At 61.4% G+C, this 13,726-nt stretch carries 17 protein-coding genes; 11 read left to right on the top strand and 6 right to left on the bottom strand.

Features of this window, described 5'->3' with window-relative positions; translation table 11 throughout:
- Positions 1–124 precede the first annotated feature (124 nt).
- Complete coding sequence (locus HJB83_RS19270) at positions 125–850, bottom strand: LuxR family transcriptional regulator (RefSeq protein ID WP_207581196.1); 726 nt, start codon at positions 848–850, stop codon at positions 125–127.
- A 124-nt stretch (positions 851–974) separates the two neighbouring features.
- On the opposite strand from HJB83_RS19270, the gene HJB83_RS19265 reads away from it, so the two are divergent.
- Complete coding sequence (locus HJB83_RS19265) at positions 975–1,169, top strand: hypothetical protein (protein WP_207581195.1); 195 nt, start codon at positions 975–977, stop codon at positions 1,167–1,169.
- A 392-nt stretch (positions 1,170–1,561) separates the two neighbouring features.
- Here the strand turns inward: HJB83_RS19265 and HJB83_RS19260 are convergent, their stop codons facing one another.
- From HJB83_RS19260 to HJB83_RS19250, 3 genes are all read right to left on the bottom strand, one after another.
- Positions 1,562–1,858 carry a GIY-YIG nuclease family protein gene (locus tag HJB83_RS19260; RefSeq protein WP_207581194.1) on the bottom strand — a complete coding sequence of 99 codons (297 nt, stop codon included), beginning with the start codon at positions 1,856–1,858 and terminating at the stop codon, positions 1,562–1,564.
- Positions 1,859–2,313: 455 nt separating this feature from the next.
- Positions 2,314–2,553 (bottom strand): DUF2934 domain-containing protein, encoded by a 240-nt coding sequence (locus HJB83_RS19255; RefSeq protein WP_207581193.1) that lies wholly within the window; start codon positions 2,551–2,553, stop codon positions 2,314–2,316.
- Positions 2,554–2,579: 26 nt separating this feature from the next.
- Positions 2,580–2,804, bottom strand: a complete 225-nt coding sequence (locus HJB83_RS19250; RefSeq protein WP_207581192.1) for a hypothetical protein — start codon at positions 2,802–2,804, stop codon at positions 2,580–2,582.
- A gap of 360 nt (positions 2,805–3,164) precedes the next feature.
- On the opposite strand from HJB83_RS19250, the gene HJB83_RS19245 reads away from it, so the two are divergent.
- Both HJB83_RS19245 and HJB83_RS19240 read left to right on the top strand, forming a co-directional pair.
- Positions 3,165–3,548, top strand: coding sequence for a hypothetical protein (locus HJB83_RS19245; RefSeq protein ID WP_207581191.1), 384 nt, complete (start codon positions 3,165–3,167; stop codon positions 3,546–3,548).
- A 116-nt stretch (positions 3,549–3,664) separates the two neighbouring features.
- A complete protein-coding gene (locus HJB83_RS19240) occupies positions 3,665–4,078 on the top strand; it encodes a DUF4174 domain-containing protein (RefSeq protein ID WP_221132114.1) in 414 nt (137 codons plus the stop codon).
- 87 nt (positions 4,079–4,165) lie between these two features.
- On the opposite strand, the gene HJB83_RS19235 is transcribed toward HJB83_RS19240, so the two are convergent.
- Positions 4,166–4,876: a GntR family transcriptional regulator gene (locus tag HJB83_RS19235; protein WP_221132113.1), complete on the bottom strand. Its 711-nt coding sequence runs from the start codon at positions 4,874–4,876 to the stop codon at positions 4,166–4,168.
- Between the two features lie 264 nt (positions 4,877–5,140).
- Between HJB83_RS19235 and HJB83_RS19230 the strand changes: the two genes are divergently transcribed.
- The 8 genes from HJB83_RS19230 to HJB83_RS19195 all read left to right on the top strand — a co-directional run bounded on the left by HJB83_RS19230 (position 5,141) and on the right by HJB83_RS19195 (position 12,317).
- A complete protein-coding gene (locus tag HJB83_RS19230) occupies positions 5,141–6,229 on the top strand; it encodes an ABC transporter ATP-binding protein (RefSeq protein ID WP_207581188.1) in 1,089 nt (362 codons plus the stop codon).
- Between the two features lie 49 nt (positions 6,230–6,278).
- A complete protein-coding gene (locus tag HJB83_RS19225; protein ID WP_207581187.1) occupies positions 6,279–7,577 on the top strand; it encodes a PotD/PotF family extracellular solute-binding protein in 1,299 nt (432 codons plus the stop codon).
- Positions 7,578–7,879: 302 nt separating this feature from the next.
- Positions 7,880–8,794: an ABC transporter permease gene (locus HJB83_RS19220; protein WP_207581186.1), complete on the top strand. Its 915-nt coding sequence runs from the start codon at positions 7,880–7,882 to the stop codon at positions 8,792–8,794.
- A 1-nt stretch (position 8,795) separates the two neighbouring features.
- Positions 8,796–9,617 (top strand): ABC transporter permease, encoded by an 822-nt coding sequence (locus tag HJB83_RS19215; RefSeq protein ID WP_221132112.1) that lies wholly within the window; start codon positions 8,796–8,798, stop codon positions 9,615–9,617.
- 1 nt (position 9,618) lies between these two features.
- Positions 9,619–10,362 (top strand): aspartate/glutamate racemase family protein, encoded by a 744-nt coding sequence (locus tag HJB83_RS19210; RefSeq protein WP_221132111.1) that lies wholly within the window; start codon positions 9,619–9,621, stop codon positions 10,360–10,362.
- 4 nt (positions 10,363–10,366) lie between these two features.
- Positions 10,367–10,978: a flavin reductase family protein gene (locus HJB83_RS19205; protein WP_207581183.1), complete on the top strand. Its 612-nt coding sequence runs from the start codon at positions 10,367–10,369 to the stop codon at positions 10,976–10,978.
- Positions 10,979–11,069: 91 nt separating this feature from the next.
- On the top strand, positions 11,070–11,564 hold the full coding sequence (locus HJB83_RS19200; protein WP_164011818.1) for a heme-degrading domain-containing protein: 495 nt from the start codon (positions 11,070–11,072) through the stop codon (positions 11,562–11,564).
- A gap of 129 nt (positions 11,565–11,693) precedes the next feature.
- The gene (locus HJB83_RS19195) at positions 11,694–12,317 is read left to right on the top strand and encodes a DUF2799 domain-containing protein (protein ID WP_221115824.1); all 624 of its coding nucleotides are present in this window, start codon (positions 11,694–11,696) and stop codon (positions 12,315–12,317) included.
- A 3-nt stretch (positions 12,318–12,320) separates the two neighbouring features.
- Here the strand turns inward: HJB83_RS19195 and HJB83_RS19190 are convergent, their stop codons facing one another.
- Positions 12,321–13,565 (bottom strand): AGE family epimerase/isomerase, encoded by a 1,245-nt coding sequence (locus HJB83_RS19190; RefSeq protein ID WP_207581181.1) that lies wholly within the window; start codon positions 13,563–13,565, stop codon positions 12,321–12,323.
- Between the last annotated feature and the right edge of the window lie 161 nt (positions 13,566–13,726).

Here is a 13,726-nt window from a genome sequence, read left to right as displayed (position 1 = left end):
CGACATGCGCCAAACGACGACCTGGCGCACCGGCCCGAAAATCGGAAACGATTTTCGGAAAGCACGATGCGAGGATTCGAAGTTACAGCATCCTTTGCCCGTCTCAAAAGACGCGCGACGCGCTTCAGGGATTGATGATGCGCAATTGCACGGCCCGCGAGGCGGCGGCCGAGATCGTGGCGCAGCCGAGCTTGAAGCGGGCGGTCTTCAGATAGTCGCGCGTCGTGTGCTCGGAAATGCCCAGGATGACCGAGATATCCTTGTAATCCTTGCCCAGCGCCGTCCAATGCAGGCACTCGATTTCGCGCGGCGACAATGCCGGCACCGGATCGTTCTCACCGTGCAGCTCGTAGACCGCCTTGCGATGGATCAGATGGGCGATCTCGATCCATTCGGTGCGGCAGCGGCGGACCAGCTCGGTCCATTCGTCGACCGGTATGCGGGCATTCACCGACAGAAGCGCGCGGCGCTGCGCCTTGTCGGCGACGGGAATGGAGTAGCCGTTGCCGCCAATGCCGTGCTTCTGGGCGTCGACAAGCATGGCATAGGCCTCCGGCGTCGGCTCGACCTCGCTCCAGTCGAACGGCAGCTGGCGTTCGAAGCCCTGCTTGACGATCGGATCGACCCTCACATAGCTGTTCAGGAGATAACGCGAGACCCAGGCATCCGGATAGGTGGTGCGCACGAAGGGCGAATCGATCTTGCTGGCGATCGTCTGGGCGAGGTGGTAGGTGACGAAATCGAGGCCATATTCCGCCTGCAGAACGCGGATGGCGCCATCTACATTGGCCGCAGCCTTGATCTGTTCGAAAGCCGACTCGAACTTTTCGCTATAGGTATTCTCAGTCATTTCCACTGCCCCAATTCCCTCAATCCTACCGCGAGGACCGTCATAAATACAAGGCATCCCCACATATGCGGGGAATGACAATCCAGGCTCCGTCTGCTAGCGCCTTTCCACGAGGAGACCTCATATGGACAGCAGAAGACCATTCGAGATTGCCGAATGCCAACAGGCCGCCAAGGGCCTGAAATCCAGCTGGCAGGACATGGCAGGCTCCGAAGCGCTGATCCGCGCGCTCGTTGCCGAACGCAATGGCGACACGCCGCTGGCGCTGTTCTGGACCGAGGTCCACCGGGCGCTTTGCGTGGAAAACAACGCTTTCTGACATGGCCTGCCCTGGCGGGCGTTTCAGGCTTTTCCCGATATTACAGGATCGGCCGGGCACCGGAATTGGTGCCGCGGCGAGATAAAATCCGTGTCCCGCGAGTGACCACGTTTCATTCTTATCCGTTTCCGATTTTGCGAAGAAAGTGTCGAGCGGCAATGTCGCAGGCGGGTAAGCGGAAAGCCCGTATTCCATGGATTTGTGTCAATATGCTTGATGAAGCGTTTCCAGTGTCCGGGGAAGCGGTTGCACTGTGCCATTGCGGACCCTCCCGCGCGACAGACGCGCTACACCCTCGTTCCGCTCAGGCAAGCCGCGGCATCTCTCCGCCCTCATCCTGAGGTGTCCCGCAGGGGCCTCGAAGGACGAGGTCGGCCACCGGCCACGCGCGCTCACTTGGCCTCGACTGGCCCGCGTTTGGACAATTCCGGCAAGGCCTCGTAATCCATGGCAATCAACGCCTCCTTCTTACGGCGGGACCAGCCCTTGATCTGCCGCTCGCGGGCGATGGCGTCGATGATGCGGTCATAGGTTTCGGTGAAGACGAGTTCGACCGGGAGGCGCTTGGCAGTGTAGCCGTCATAGGTCCCGGCATTGTGCTCCCAGACACGCGCCTCGATCTCCTGCTTGGTGAGGCCGGTGTAATACGAGCCGTCGCTGCAGCGGAGGATATAAACGGTAACTTCCATGGTGGAAGGCTAGCATGGGGAGCGAGTGGGCAGCAATCGTGCGGCGCCGTGAGTGCCCCGCCACCCGCCCTCGTGGTTCGAGACGGCCCTGCGGGCCTCCTCACCATGAGGGCTAGTTGTTGCGCCCTGCTGCCAGACTATCGGAGGCACGGCGGCCTCCGGTGAGGCAAGCCGCACATCTCTCCGCCCTCCTCCTGAGGTACCCCGCCCGGGGCCTCGAAGGACGAGGCCGGCCACTGGCGATTAATGTGGCGATGTGGATGAGGCTGCGGGCCTCCTCACCATGAGGGCTAGCTGTTGTGCCTGCTGTTAGACTATCGGCGGCAAGCGCCGCGTTCTCCGATGAGGCAAGCGCGCCTCTCTCCGACCTCATCCTGAGGTGCCCCGCAGAGGCCTCGAAGGACGAGGCCGGCCACAGGGGGCTTCTTGGCAAGGGATGCGCTCCGCAGAAAAGATCAGCCGACCTTTGTCGATGGATTGGCCCAGTCCTGGCATGGCATTTCCGGCCGCTGCGGCTTCGGGCGAAACTTCACCAGCACCTCGCGGCCATCAACGGAGGCCTGGGTGCGTTCCAGCGCATTGCGTTCGGCAACCGCCTGGCGCCAGTGATCGTCATCACGCCCTTGCGGGCGGCCCTGTTCTTCCCAGATCGCGTAAGCTCTTTTGCTGATCCATTCGTGGCGTCTGTTGCTCATCTATTCATTCCATTCGTTAAAGGTGTTTATTCCGCAATTCTGTCATGAGTAATTGGTCTGTCGTGGCGAACCGGCAGGCGGCGCTTGGCGGCCATCAGCAGGTCGAGTTCGATCGAGGAGGGGCCAAAGCGGGTGAACAGGCTTTCGGCCTGATCGCTCAGCAGGCCATATTTGGAAGCGAATTCATCAAGGCTGTAGGGCCGGCCGCGCAGGATCCTGCTTCGGCGCTCCGGTTCACGGATTTGCGTCATTGGTGATTACCCCAGACTGTTTTTCAAATGTGAGAACAAAACAGATTACAGCGACAAAAGTTCCGTGAATTTTCAGCGTTTTTTCGCGCGGTCGTGCCATTGCGGGGCAATCTGGAGCTGCGACATAGATTTTCAAGAACGGTCGGCGCGGGGAAAATTTCAACTAAAAAATGCAAGAATATCAGCGCGTTATGGAATTCGCTTCCGGGATCGCCGATAAATGGGCTTTACCCCGGCGCGTTAGTCTATAGAATCAATCGTGTTAATCGGTTCGCAGGGGCAGCAAAAACGTTCCGTTCCCCGCGTTGGCGCGACCGATACCGGAGGACTTTGGCTTCAACCCATCAAGAGGAGACAGACATGATGAATGCCCTGCCGCCACTTCATGACGGCCATGCGCCGTTTACCCTCCAGCAGCTGTTTCGCGAAGCGCTCTATGCCTTCGAGGAATGGGACAGCGAACTGACCGAACCGATCGTGACTTACGAAGGACGGGTCATCCCCATCGGCTTCGTTTTCGAAGCGATGCGCGAATGCACAGATATCGTGCCGATGAATATCGTCGGCGCAGTTACCGAACGGCTGACCAAGCCGTGGGAGGGCGAAGGCCCGCTCGACCAGATGACTTTCTCGACGGCGGCGCGTGTCATGCGCGTGCTGGTGCGCAAGCGCCTTCTTGCCAATGGCACGGTTGATCTCGTCGCCGTTTCGGCTCGCACCGCCGAAGAACAGAACCGCGACTGACTGGATGAGGATCGCGGCCATGGCCGCGATCCTTTTCCGCTTCCTGGCGGAACCTCGCCCATTGCCAGCCGTTTTACCGGCAGGCCCGCCGCCAGTGCGGGTGAGGAATGAGCATCATGCTGAAATCCATCGTTCATGAAATCATCGGCGCTCCGCGGCGCGCGCCGGAGCTTCCGCAATCGCTCGAGCAGTTTCGCGACAGAAAGCGCGTGCTGATCATCTTCGCCGATGCGCAGGACGACCGCGCCGTCATCCAGGACGATCGGCTGCGGAACGCGCATATGCGTCTCATCGAGGAAGATGTCGAGGTTTTCATCATTGCCGGCGGCGGTGCTTTCTCGCTGTTCGACGACGGCTCCGAACTCGATGCCGACGATGTCAGAGAGCGGCTGCAGGGGCCGCCATCCGGCGCGTTCGGGCTGATCCTGGTCGGCCGCGACGGCGCCGTGAAGCTGCGCTCGAGCGAGCCGCGGACCGCCGAGGATATCTTCGCGGCCTTCGAAATGCTGCCGAAGCAGACGCCTTGGTAGTGTTTCGACACTCCGCTTGACGCGACACGGAGTGTGGCGAAAGCCGCGCGTCCGACGTCTTGCCTGGGTATCGCTCGACGGTCACTCTTAAAGTTCGAAGGCTTCCTTGAGGCCGAGGCTCTTGCGTTCGCGCAGGTCGAGATCGCCCTCGATATGGGCGATGTGATGCAGCATCAGCTCGCAGGCGCGGTCCAGTTCGTTGCTTTCGATTGCCGAGATGATCTCGCCGTGTTCGGAATGGCCGCAGCTCGAGGCGGTCGACTGGCCGTAAAGCGCGATCACCAGGGACGAGCGGGCAACGAGCTCCTCCATGAAGCGCTGCATGATCGCATTGCCGGATATGACCGCCAGCATCAAGTGGAAATCGCCGGATGCCTTGATCTCGGCGCGGCGCGCCGTCTGGCCACGCTCGCCCATCAGCCGGCCCTCTTCCAGCAACAGCTCTCTCAGATCTCTGACGTCATCCGGGGTGATCCGCGCCGCTGCCTCACGCAACAGGCCGGGCTCGACCAGGCGGCGGGCTGAGAAAATCTGGCGGGCTTCTTCAGGCGAGGGATAGGCAACGAAGGCGCCGCGGTTCTTTTCGACGTTGACGAGGCCCTCATAGGAGAGCGCCTGCAAAGCGGCGCGGGCGAGCGTACGGCTGACATTGAAAAGATTGCCGACATCGCTTTCGGAAAGCTTGGTGCCGGGCGAAAGCCTGCGTTCGACGATTGCCTCGCGAATGGCGTCGCGGATATGTTGCGCGCCGGTTTCGGCGGGTTCTTCGGCCTGCTGAGCCGTGGCGGCGGATTTCATGAAATCATTCCCTGATGGCGGGCAAACCATATCCGGCTTCGCGGCAAAAGTTAAATGATTTTGTGCCCGAAATGCCGGTTAAATTGTATACGATTTTTTGCAAAAATTGAGCACGATAGCCTAAATCATGTGCAGACACTGTCGTGCTCAAAATTCTCCTCATGGATCTGTCGTCGGCAAAATCTTTGTTTCACAAGAGCTTGGCGCGGCGTGAGGGAATCTGGCACGGCGGATGCATCGTCTTTTCCGAACAGGGGAAGCATGATGTCGAAAGCGGCAGAGATCGATTTAGTATCCGTTTCGAAGGTCTACGGCGCGACGACGGCGGTCGATGAGATCAGCCTGAAGATTCCGGCCGGCTCCTATTGCTGCTTCCTCGGCCCGTCGGGTTGCGGCAAGACCTCGACGCTGCGGATGATCGCCGGCCACGAGAGCATCTCGTCGGGCGATATCCGGCTCGGCCATACAGTCGTCACCGATTTTCCGCCGGCCAGGCGCGGCACGGCGATGATGTTCCAGTCCTACGCGCTGTTCCCGCATCTCGACCTGATCGACAACGTCGCCTTCAGCTTGAAGATGAAGGGCGTCGACAAGGCGGAACGGCGGGCCAAGGCGCTCGAGATGCTGAAGCTGATGCAGATGGAGTCCTATGCCGTTAGGCGCCCGGCCCAGCTTTCCGGCGGCCAGCAACAGCGCGTGGCGCTGGCGCGCGCGCTGATCACTGACCCGGAAGCGCTGCTGCTCGACGAGCCGCTGTCGGCGCTCGATCCGTTTTTGAAGATCCGCATGCGCGCCGAGCTCAAGAAACTGCAGAAGTCGCTCGGCATTACCTTCGTGCACGTCACCCACAGCCAGGAAGAGGCGATGGCGCTCGCCGATGTCATCGTCATCATGAATGACGGAAGGATCGAGCAGGCCGCGGCACCGCGCGAAATTTTCGAAAAGCCGGCGACCGCCTTCGTCGCCCGGTTCATGGGCGATCACAACGTGCTCACCGGCCGGGTAACGTCGAGCGAGAACGGCGTACTCGTCATGAGCGTGCCGGAGGGGCAGAGCTTTTCGGTGCGTGGAACGGGCAGGGAGATCGGAGAGCCCGTCGATATCGGCATCCGCACCGACCGTGTCCGCTTGCAGGTGGCGACCGAATGGACGCTCGGCTTCGACGGGATCGTCTCCAACATCGAATATCGCGGCTCTTCGGTGAAGATCACCGTTATCGGCGCCGGCAGCGACGATTTCACCGTCATTGCCGACGATAGCGACTATTTCGCCCGTCCGGTCGCCGTCGGCGACGCCGTCTCACTCAGCTGGGCGCTCGAGGATGCCGTGCTGCTCGGCCGCGCTTCCGCTTGAACCACCATCGACAACCAACCTTGCCCATCCAACAAAAAGGGGAACTGGCATGACGACTGAAACCACATCGACCAAGGCGGAAAAGGGTCTTTCCCGCCGCACCCTGCTGAAGACGGGTGCTGCCGCCGTCGGCGCTATTGCCGGCTCCGGCGCCATCACCGGCTTCCCGACAATCTGGGCGAAGACGAACATCACGCTTCGCCAGTTCGGCACCGGTGTTTCGAACATCAATGCCATCGCCGAGAAGTGCAAGGCCGACCTCGGCATCACGCTGGAGATGACGGCGACCGATTCCGATGCCGCCGCCCAGCGCGCCGTCACCCAGCCTGACAGCTACGACATCGCCGACATCGAATACTGGATCGCCAAGAAGGTGTTTCCAACAGGCGTGATGCAGCCGATGGACGTCAAGAAGCTGAAATATTACGACAAGATCGTGCCGCTGTTCATCAACGGCAAGCTGAAGGCAGACAGCGTCATTGCCCAGGGCACGGCGCCGCACACGGTCGGCTTCGTCGAAGCGCAGGGTTCCAAGAAATTCGCCAAGGAGCCGACGCAGTGGATGACGATGGTTCCAACCATCTACAATGCCGACACGCTCGGCATCCGCCCCGACCTCACTGGCCGTCCGATCACCAGCTGGGCCGATATTCTCGACCCGGCTTTCAAGGGCAAGACCGCGATCCTCAACATTCCGTCGATCGGCATCATGGATGCGGCGATGATCATGGAAGCCTCCGGCAAGATCAAATATGCCGACAAGGGCAACATGACCAAGGAAGAGATCGACAAGACGATCGAATTCCTGATCAAGACCAAGGCCGACGGCCAGTTCCGCGCCTTCTGGAAGTCGTTCGACGAGTCGGTCAACCTGATGGCCTCGGGCGAAGTCGTCATCCAGTCGATGTGGTCGCCGGCCGTCGCCGCCGTCCGCTCCAAGGGCATCGCCTGCACCTTCCAGCCGCTCAAGGAAGGCTATCGCGCCTGGGGCGGCGGTCTCGGCCTTGCCTCGCATCTCAAGGGCGCCCAGCTCGATGCGGCTTACGAATACATCAACTGGTACACGTCCGGCTGGGTCGGCGGCTACCTCAACCGCCAGGGCTACTATTCCGCTGCCATGGACACCGCCAAGGAATTCATGTCGGCCGACGAATGGGGCTACTGGATCGAGGGCAAGCCGGCCCAGGGCGACATCCTGTCTCCCGAGGGCAAGGTCATGGAAAAGGCCGGCGCCGTGCGTGACGGCGGCTCGTTCGAAACCCGCATGGGCGCCGTCGCCTGCTGGAACTCCGTGATGGACGAAGACCGCTACATGGTCCGCCGCTGGAACGAGTTCATCGCTGCCTGATGTTTCGGGCGGGGCAGCGTCGTCTTTCGCTGATGCTGAAGACGTCGCTCCGCTCCGTCCCCTCATCTGCCCTTCGGGCATCTTCTCCCCGCCGGGGAGAAGAGGGGGTTCGCAGCGATGCTGCGAAACCAAAGCAAGGTTCGCGGTGGCCCAGGCGCTGCCGCGTTTCTCTTCTCCCCTAGGGGGTCCGAAGGGACGGGTCGAGACCAGTGGCTCGACCCGGGTAAAGGTGCCGGCAGGCGGATGAGGGGGCGGCATGCACCTTCGTTCAACCTGCCGTAATCAGAACGGAGAACCGGATAATGGCGACCATCGCAGCAGAAACGGAAGAGGGCAGTCACGGCGCCCGCGGCAAAAGCTCCTTTCGCCTTTCCCCGTCAGCGATCTCCTATCTCCAGGCGATGCCGCTGATCGGCATTCTCGGCTTCTTCTTCCTGCTGCCGATCGCTATGATATCCGTCGTTAGCTTCTGGGATTACGACTTCGCCGGCCTCTATCCCGATTTCCTGACGATGAACTACACCGACACGCTCGGTTCGTGGGTGACGTGGAAGACCTATCTCAACACGTTGAAATTCACGGCGATCGTCTGGGCGCTGACGCTTCTTATCGGTTTCTGGGTCGCCTATTTCCTGGCCTTCCACATCCGCAAGACCTCGACCCAGATGATCCTCTTTCTCGTCTGTACCGTGCCGTTCATGACCTCGAACATCATCCGGATGATTTCGTGGATCCCGGTGCTCGGGCGCAACGGTCTTGTCAATTCGGCGCTGATCAAGATGGGCATCATCCCGCAGCCGATCGAATGGCTGCTCTATTCCGATTTCGCCGTCGTGCTCGCCATGGTGCATCTCTATACGCTGTTCATGGTGACGCCGATCTTCAACACGCTGATGCGCATCGATCGGTCGCTGTTTGAGGCGGCGCGCGATGCGGGCGCGTCGGGCTGGCAGGTGCTGTGGAACGTCGTCATTCCGCTGGCCAAACCCGGCATGGCGATCGGCACGATCTTCGTTGTCACCCTCGTCATGGCCGACTTTTCGACGGTGCAGGTGATGTCCGGCGGCCAGAGCGCCTCGGTGGCATTGATGATGAAGAACCAGATGTCGCTGCTGCAATATCCGGCGGCGGCCGCCAATGCCGTGGTGCTGCTTGCCGTGGTGCTTTTGATGGTCGCGGCCATCCTGCGTGTCGTCGACATCCGCAAGGAGCTTTGAGATGAACCACGAAAAACGCGGCCTCGGATTCTATCTGCTGGCGATCTTCTTCGTCATCTTCGTGCTGTTCCTCTACGGCCCGCTTTCGGCGATCCTGATCCTCTCCTTCCAGGGGCCGGACGGCGGTCTGACCTTCCCGATGAACGGCGTTTCCATCCACTGGTTCTTCAACCTGTTCGAGAAGCAGGCGGTCGGCGATTTCGGCGCCTCCTTCCGGCGCTCCTTCACTCTCGGGCTGATGGTGATGGTGGTGACCGTCACCGTGTCGCTGCTCGCCGGCCTTGCCTTCCGCCGCCGTTTTCCAGGTTCGACCGCGCTGTTTTACGCCACCGTCGCAAGTCTCGTGGTGCCGTCGATCATCATTTCGCTCGGTATCGGCGTCGTCTTCCAGGAGGGAGGGCTCAGGCCCGCCTGGTATTCATCGGCCTTCGGCGCGCATCTCACCTGGACGCTGCCCTTCGGCGTGCTGATCATGTTTGCCGTCTTCAACCGCTTCTCGCCGGCCTATGAAGAGGCGGCGCGCGATCTCGGTGCCAGCTCCTGGCAGACCTTTTGCCATGTGGTGCTGCCGATGATCGCGCCGAGCATGATCGGCGTCGGTCTGTTCGGCTTCACGCTCTCCTATGACGAATTCGCCCGCACGCTGATGACCTCGGGCAGTTACAACACGCTGCCGCTCGAAATCTATGGCATGACCACCAATGTCACGACGCCGGTGCTCTATGCGCTTGGCACGGTGACGACACTGTTTTCCTTCACCATCATTCTCATCGCGCTCGGCATCATGACCATGCTCGGCCGGCGGCAGGCAAAGATAGACTGACATGCGCATCCTCATCGTCAATCCGAACACCACGGCCTCTATGACCGAGAAGGCCGCGACCGCGGCACGCGCGGTGGCTGCTTCCGAAACCGAGATTATCGCCGCCACCTCGCGCATGGGCCCCGTCTCCATCGAGGGCCATTACGACGGCGCGCTGGCGATCCCCGGTCTGCTTAGCGAACTCAAGGAGCGGCAGGCGGCCGGCTACGACGCGGCTGTCATCGCCTGCTTCGACGATACCGGGCTGGAGGCGGCACGGAGCTTTGCCGATGTGCCGATCCTCGGGCTTTGCGAATCCGCAGTCGTGACGGCCGGCTTCCTGGCGCAGCGCTTCACCGTGGTGACGACACTCGAGCGGTCGCGGGTGCTGATCGACAATCTGGTGCGCCGTTACGGGATGGGCGACCGCGCCAGGGTGCGCGCCTGCGATATCCCGGTGCTGGAGCTTGAAGATGCGGCCTCGGGCGCGGTCGGCAAGCTCCGGGCGGAGATCGAGCGGGCACTTGCCGAAGACGGCGCCGAGGCGATCGTGCTCGGCTGCGCCGGCATGACCGATCTGGCGCGCGAGTTGCAGGCGATCTACGGCGTGCCGGTCGTCGATGGTGTGGCGGCCGCCGTCAAGCAGGCCGAGGCCCTGGTGTCGCTTAAGCTTTCCACCAGCAAGCGCGGCTCCTATGCCTCACCATTGCCGAAATCCTTCACAGGGGCGATGAGCGGGTTCTCGCCGGCCCAGAGGGTCGGCTGATCCCATGGCGGTGTCCTTCGACTTCCAGCAGCTCTCTGAGCGCGAGCGTTACAAGCTGATGATCGGTACGATCATCCCGCGGCCGATCGCGCTGGTGACGACGGTCGACGAGCACGGCCGGGTCAACGCGGCGCCTTTCAGTTTCTTCAACTGCCTTTCGGCCGATCCGCCGATCCTTGCGATCGGTGTCGAAAACAATGCCGACATGTCGTTCAAGGACACCGGCCACAATATCCGCATGACCGAGGTCTTCACGGTCAACATCGTCTCCTTCGCCATCGCCGAGGCCATGCACGTCTGCGGCGCCAAATATCCCCGCGGCGTCGACGAACTGAAGGAAGCGGGATTGACGGCGATATCAGGCGAGAAAGTAGCCTCACCCTTTATCGCCGAGGCGCCGGCCGCCTTCGAATGCCGGCGGCATGTGACCCTGGAGCTCGGCCGCTCGCGGCAGATCGTCATGGGCGAGATCGTCTATGCGCATTACCGCGACGGGGTCGTCGACCCGGAACGGCTGCATGTCGATCCGGCCGCGCTCGATGCCATTGCGAGGCTCGGCGGCGATACTTGCGCCACCATCCGCGATCGTTTCGAGATGCTGACGCCGAAGCTCTGACAGGTGAGGTAGGCCCAAGTTTTTGCTTTACATTTTCGCTGTTGGCGAGAATTGTCTGCAGCGGATTATCGCGGCAGAGGAGCGCTTGCCCATGACAATCGAGGACGATCTCAGCCGGATTGCGGAGCAGGAGAAGGCTCTGAGCTTCGACGCCTTCGACCTGACGACGGCATGGCAGCTCGGCAAACTCCTGCAGGAACTCGCCACCGAGCGCGGCCTCGGCATCGCGATCGACGTGACCCTGCATGCAATGCCGGTCTTCTATGCGGCATTGCCGGGTGTGACGCCCGATAACGTCAACTGGGTCCGGCGCAAGCGCAACATGGTGCTGCGTTATTTCCGCAGCAGTTATGCCTCCGGCCTGAAGCTGAGGAAGGATGGCAAGACGGTTGAGGATAACGGGCTTCCCGACGCCGATTATGCGCCGCATGGCGGCAGTTTCCCGATCAACGTCAAGGGCACCGGCTGCATCGGCGCGGTCACCGTCTCCGGCCTGCCGCAACGCGACGACCACAATCTCGCGGTCGAGGCCCTGGCGCTGATGCTCGCGAAGGATCTGGATACGCTGCGGCTCGCTCCGCTCTGAAGGGTAGACTGCCGTAATTTTGACAGAAAAAAGCCATGAAAACTGCAAAATTTCGTCGCCGCTGCGGTGACGTTGCCTTGTCCTGCGGTTAAGGTGCGGCATCGCCCTCCTTAACCTTCCCGGGATGCCATGATCCGCTTGTTCTTCGCGCTTGCCGCCGCCATCGGTCTCGGCCTTCTCCTGGCCTCCTGCAACACGCTTTCCAAGGAGGAATGTTTGGCCGCCGACTGGCGGGTGATCGGCGACAGCGACGGTGCTGCGGGCTACGAGCCGCAGCAGCGCTTCGCCGCGCATGCAAAATCCTGCGAGCGGGTCAAGATCGTGCCGGATCAGACGATCTGGTTCCAGGGCTACCAGGCGGGCCTGGTGCGCTACTGCACGCCGCTCAGCGGGCTGGCGCGCGGCCAGGCGGGCAGCGGCTACGCCAATGTCTGCCCGCCGGAAACCGCGTCGGGCTTCCTGCGTGGCTTCAACCTCGGCGGCAAGCAGCACGGGCTGCAGGAGCGCTTCAACGCGATGCAGAACGACTACAGCTCCAAGGAGGCTAATATCGACGAGCTCTCCGACAAGCTTAAGGATGCGAAGGATGGCGACAGGTCGGAGCTGCGCCGGCGGATCGACGATCTGGAAGACGACATGCACGACATCCGCCGCGACCAGCGCGACGTGCAGGACGAACTCGACCGCGTCAACGAGGATGTCGAATGGTTCCAGCGCAACCCAAACGCCGAATTGAGGGCGCCGGGTTACTGAAGCTCAGAGCTTGCCGCCAGCCTCGGCGATGCCTTTCGTCAGGCTGCCGGTTGCCGGGAAAAGTGGGATGAGGCAGGCCTGCAGGGCGTGGTAGATATCGCCCTTGCCGGGGAAGAGCGAGTGCGAGGGAATGAGGTCTTCCGTCAGCTCCTCGTGCCAGCCGCCGTTGTGGTGGTCGATGAAGGCGCGCTCGATGACGTTCCAGATCTTGCGGTAGCTGTCTTCGTGGAAATCGCTCGGAAGGTGTTCGTTGAGGAAGTGGGCGGCGGCGGCACCCTCGCAGGCCGGCCACCAGAGCTTGTTGCGCTTGGCGGGCTTGTCGTCCCAGTCGAGTGTATAGAAAAAGCCGCCCTTGTCATTGTCCCAGCCGAGCGCCATGGATTGCGCGAAAAGCGCCTTGGCCGCATCCGGCAGCCATTCGATGCGTTTGCCGCCGAGCGTCCAGAGCTGCAGGATCAGGCGGGCCCATTCCAGCCAGTGACCGGGCGTCGTGCCGGCCGGGCGGAACATTTCGTTCGGATGATAATATTGCTTGTCGAGGTTCCATTCGGCGTCGAAATGCTCGGCGACGCGCCAGTCGACCGAACCGGCCTGCCGGCGGATGACCAGATCGGCGATGCTTTCGGCCTTGGTCAGGTACTCTCTGTCGCCGGTGGCTTCGAAGGCGGCCATCAGCGCTTCGGTCAGGTGCATGTTGGAGTTCTGGCCGCGATAGGTGCCGCCATCGAGCGGCTGCCAGTCGGCGGTGAATTCCTCGGCGATGGCGCCGTGCTTTGCTTCCCAGAACTTGGTGTTGAGGATCTCGGTGATGTCGTCAAGCATGCCGTCGGCAAGCGGATGGCCGATGGTCTTGGCGGAGGAGGCGGCCAGCAGCACGAAAGCGTGGCCATAACCCTGCTTGTTGGTGTCGACTGGACCGTCATTGTTCAGTGACCAGAAATAGCCGCCATTCTTCCGGTCGCGATGCTGGTTCCAGAGATAGTTCATGCCGTGATCGACGAGGTCGCTGGCACCCGGGCGGCCGAGCAGCGTGCCGATCGAGAAACAATGCACGGCGCGCGCCGCGATATGGACGCCGCGAACCTGGCCTTCGGCGTCGAGAGGTCTGCCGGTATCGTCGAGATCGTAGAAGCCGCCCTTGGGGTTGCGCGAATTGTGCTGGAAGAAATCGAAGAGGCCATTTGCCTGGTTCAGCAGCCAGCCGCGATGATAGGCGCGGCTCGTCCAGTTTCCAAGCACGGGTGCCATGACATTTCCTCCGATTTCGTGCGCGATGCTTTTGAAATGCCTATATAGAGGCCATTCGAGTCTGTCATGGGGCCAGGCTTGCAAAGCACGAAATCGATAGGCATATATTGACATAAAGATATCTTTATGTGATGTGGACTGTCTGGTCTTACGACGTCAAG

The sequence above is a fragment of the Rhizobium sp. NZLR11 genome (assembly GCF_019685115.1).
In the GTDB taxonomy this organism is placed as follows: domain Bacteria; phylum Pseudomonadota; class Alphaproteobacteria; order Rhizobiales; family Rhizobiaceae; genus Rhizobium.
Note: the sequence above shows the minus strand (reverse complement) of the source record. Positions and strands in the feature narration are given on the sequence as shown.

Coding starts and splice junctions, on each gene's coding strand:
- HJB83_RS19270 (WP_207581196.1), bottom strand. CDS start 850: ATGACTGAGAATACCTATAGCGAAAAGTTCGAGTCGGCTTTCGAACAG.
- HJB83_RS19265 (WP_207581195.1), top strand. CDS start 975: ATGGACAGCAGAAGACCATTCGAGATTGCCGAATGCCAACAGGCCGCC.
- HJB83_RS19260 (WP_207581194.1), bottom strand. CDS start 1,858: ATGGAAGTTACCGTTTATATCCTCCGCTGCAGCGACGGCTCGTATTAC.
- HJB83_RS19255 (WP_207581193.1), bottom strand. CDS start 2,553: ATGAGCAACAGACGCCACGAATGGATCAGCAAAAGAGCTTACGCGATC.
- HJB83_RS19250 (WP_207581192.1), bottom strand. CDS start 2,804: ATGACGCAAATCCGTGAACCGGAGCGCCGAAGCAGGATCCTGCGCGGC.
- HJB83_RS19245 (WP_207581191.1), top strand. CDS start 3,165: ATGATGAATGCCCTGCCGCCACTTCATGACGGCCATGCGCCGTTTACC.
- HJB83_RS19240 (WP_221132114.1), top strand. CDS start 3,665: ATGCTGAAATCCATCGTTCATGAAATCATCGGCGCTCCGCGGCGCGCG.
- HJB83_RS19235 (WP_221132113.1), bottom strand. CDS start 4,876: ATGAAATCCGCCGCCACGGCTCAGCAGGCCGAAGAACCCGCCGAAACC.
- HJB83_RS19230 (WP_207581188.1), top strand. CDS start 5,141: ATGTCGAAAGCGGCAGAGATCGATTTAGTATCCGTTTCGAAGGTCTAC.
- HJB83_RS19225 (WP_207581187.1), top strand. CDS start 6,279: ATGACGACTGAAACCACATCGACCAAGGCGGAAAAGGGTCTTTCCCGC.
- HJB83_RS19220 (WP_207581186.1), top strand. CDS start 7,880: ATGGCGACCATCGCAGCAGAAACGGAAGAGGGCAGTCACGGCGCCCGC.
- HJB83_RS19215 (WP_221132112.1), top strand. CDS start 8,796: ATGAACCACGAAAAACGCGGCCTCGGATTCTATCTGCTGGCGATCTTC.
- HJB83_RS19210 (WP_221132111.1), top strand. CDS start 9,619: ATGCGCATCCTCATCGTCAATCCGAACACCACGGCCTCTATGACCGAG.
- HJB83_RS19205 (WP_207581183.1), top strand. CDS start 10,367: ATGGCGGTGTCCTTCGACTTCCAGCAGCTCTCTGAGCGCGAGCGTTAC.
- HJB83_RS19200 (WP_164011818.1), top strand. CDS start 11,070: ATGACAATCGAGGACGATCTCAGCCGGATTGCGGAGCAGGAGAAGGCT.
- HJB83_RS19195 (WP_221115824.1), top strand. CDS start 11,694: ATGATCCGCTTGTTCTTCGCGCTTGCCGCCGCCATCGGTCTCGGCCTT.
- HJB83_RS19190 (WP_207581181.1), bottom strand. CDS start 13,565: ATGGCACCCGTGCTTGGAAACTGGACGAGCCGCGCCTATCATCGCGGC.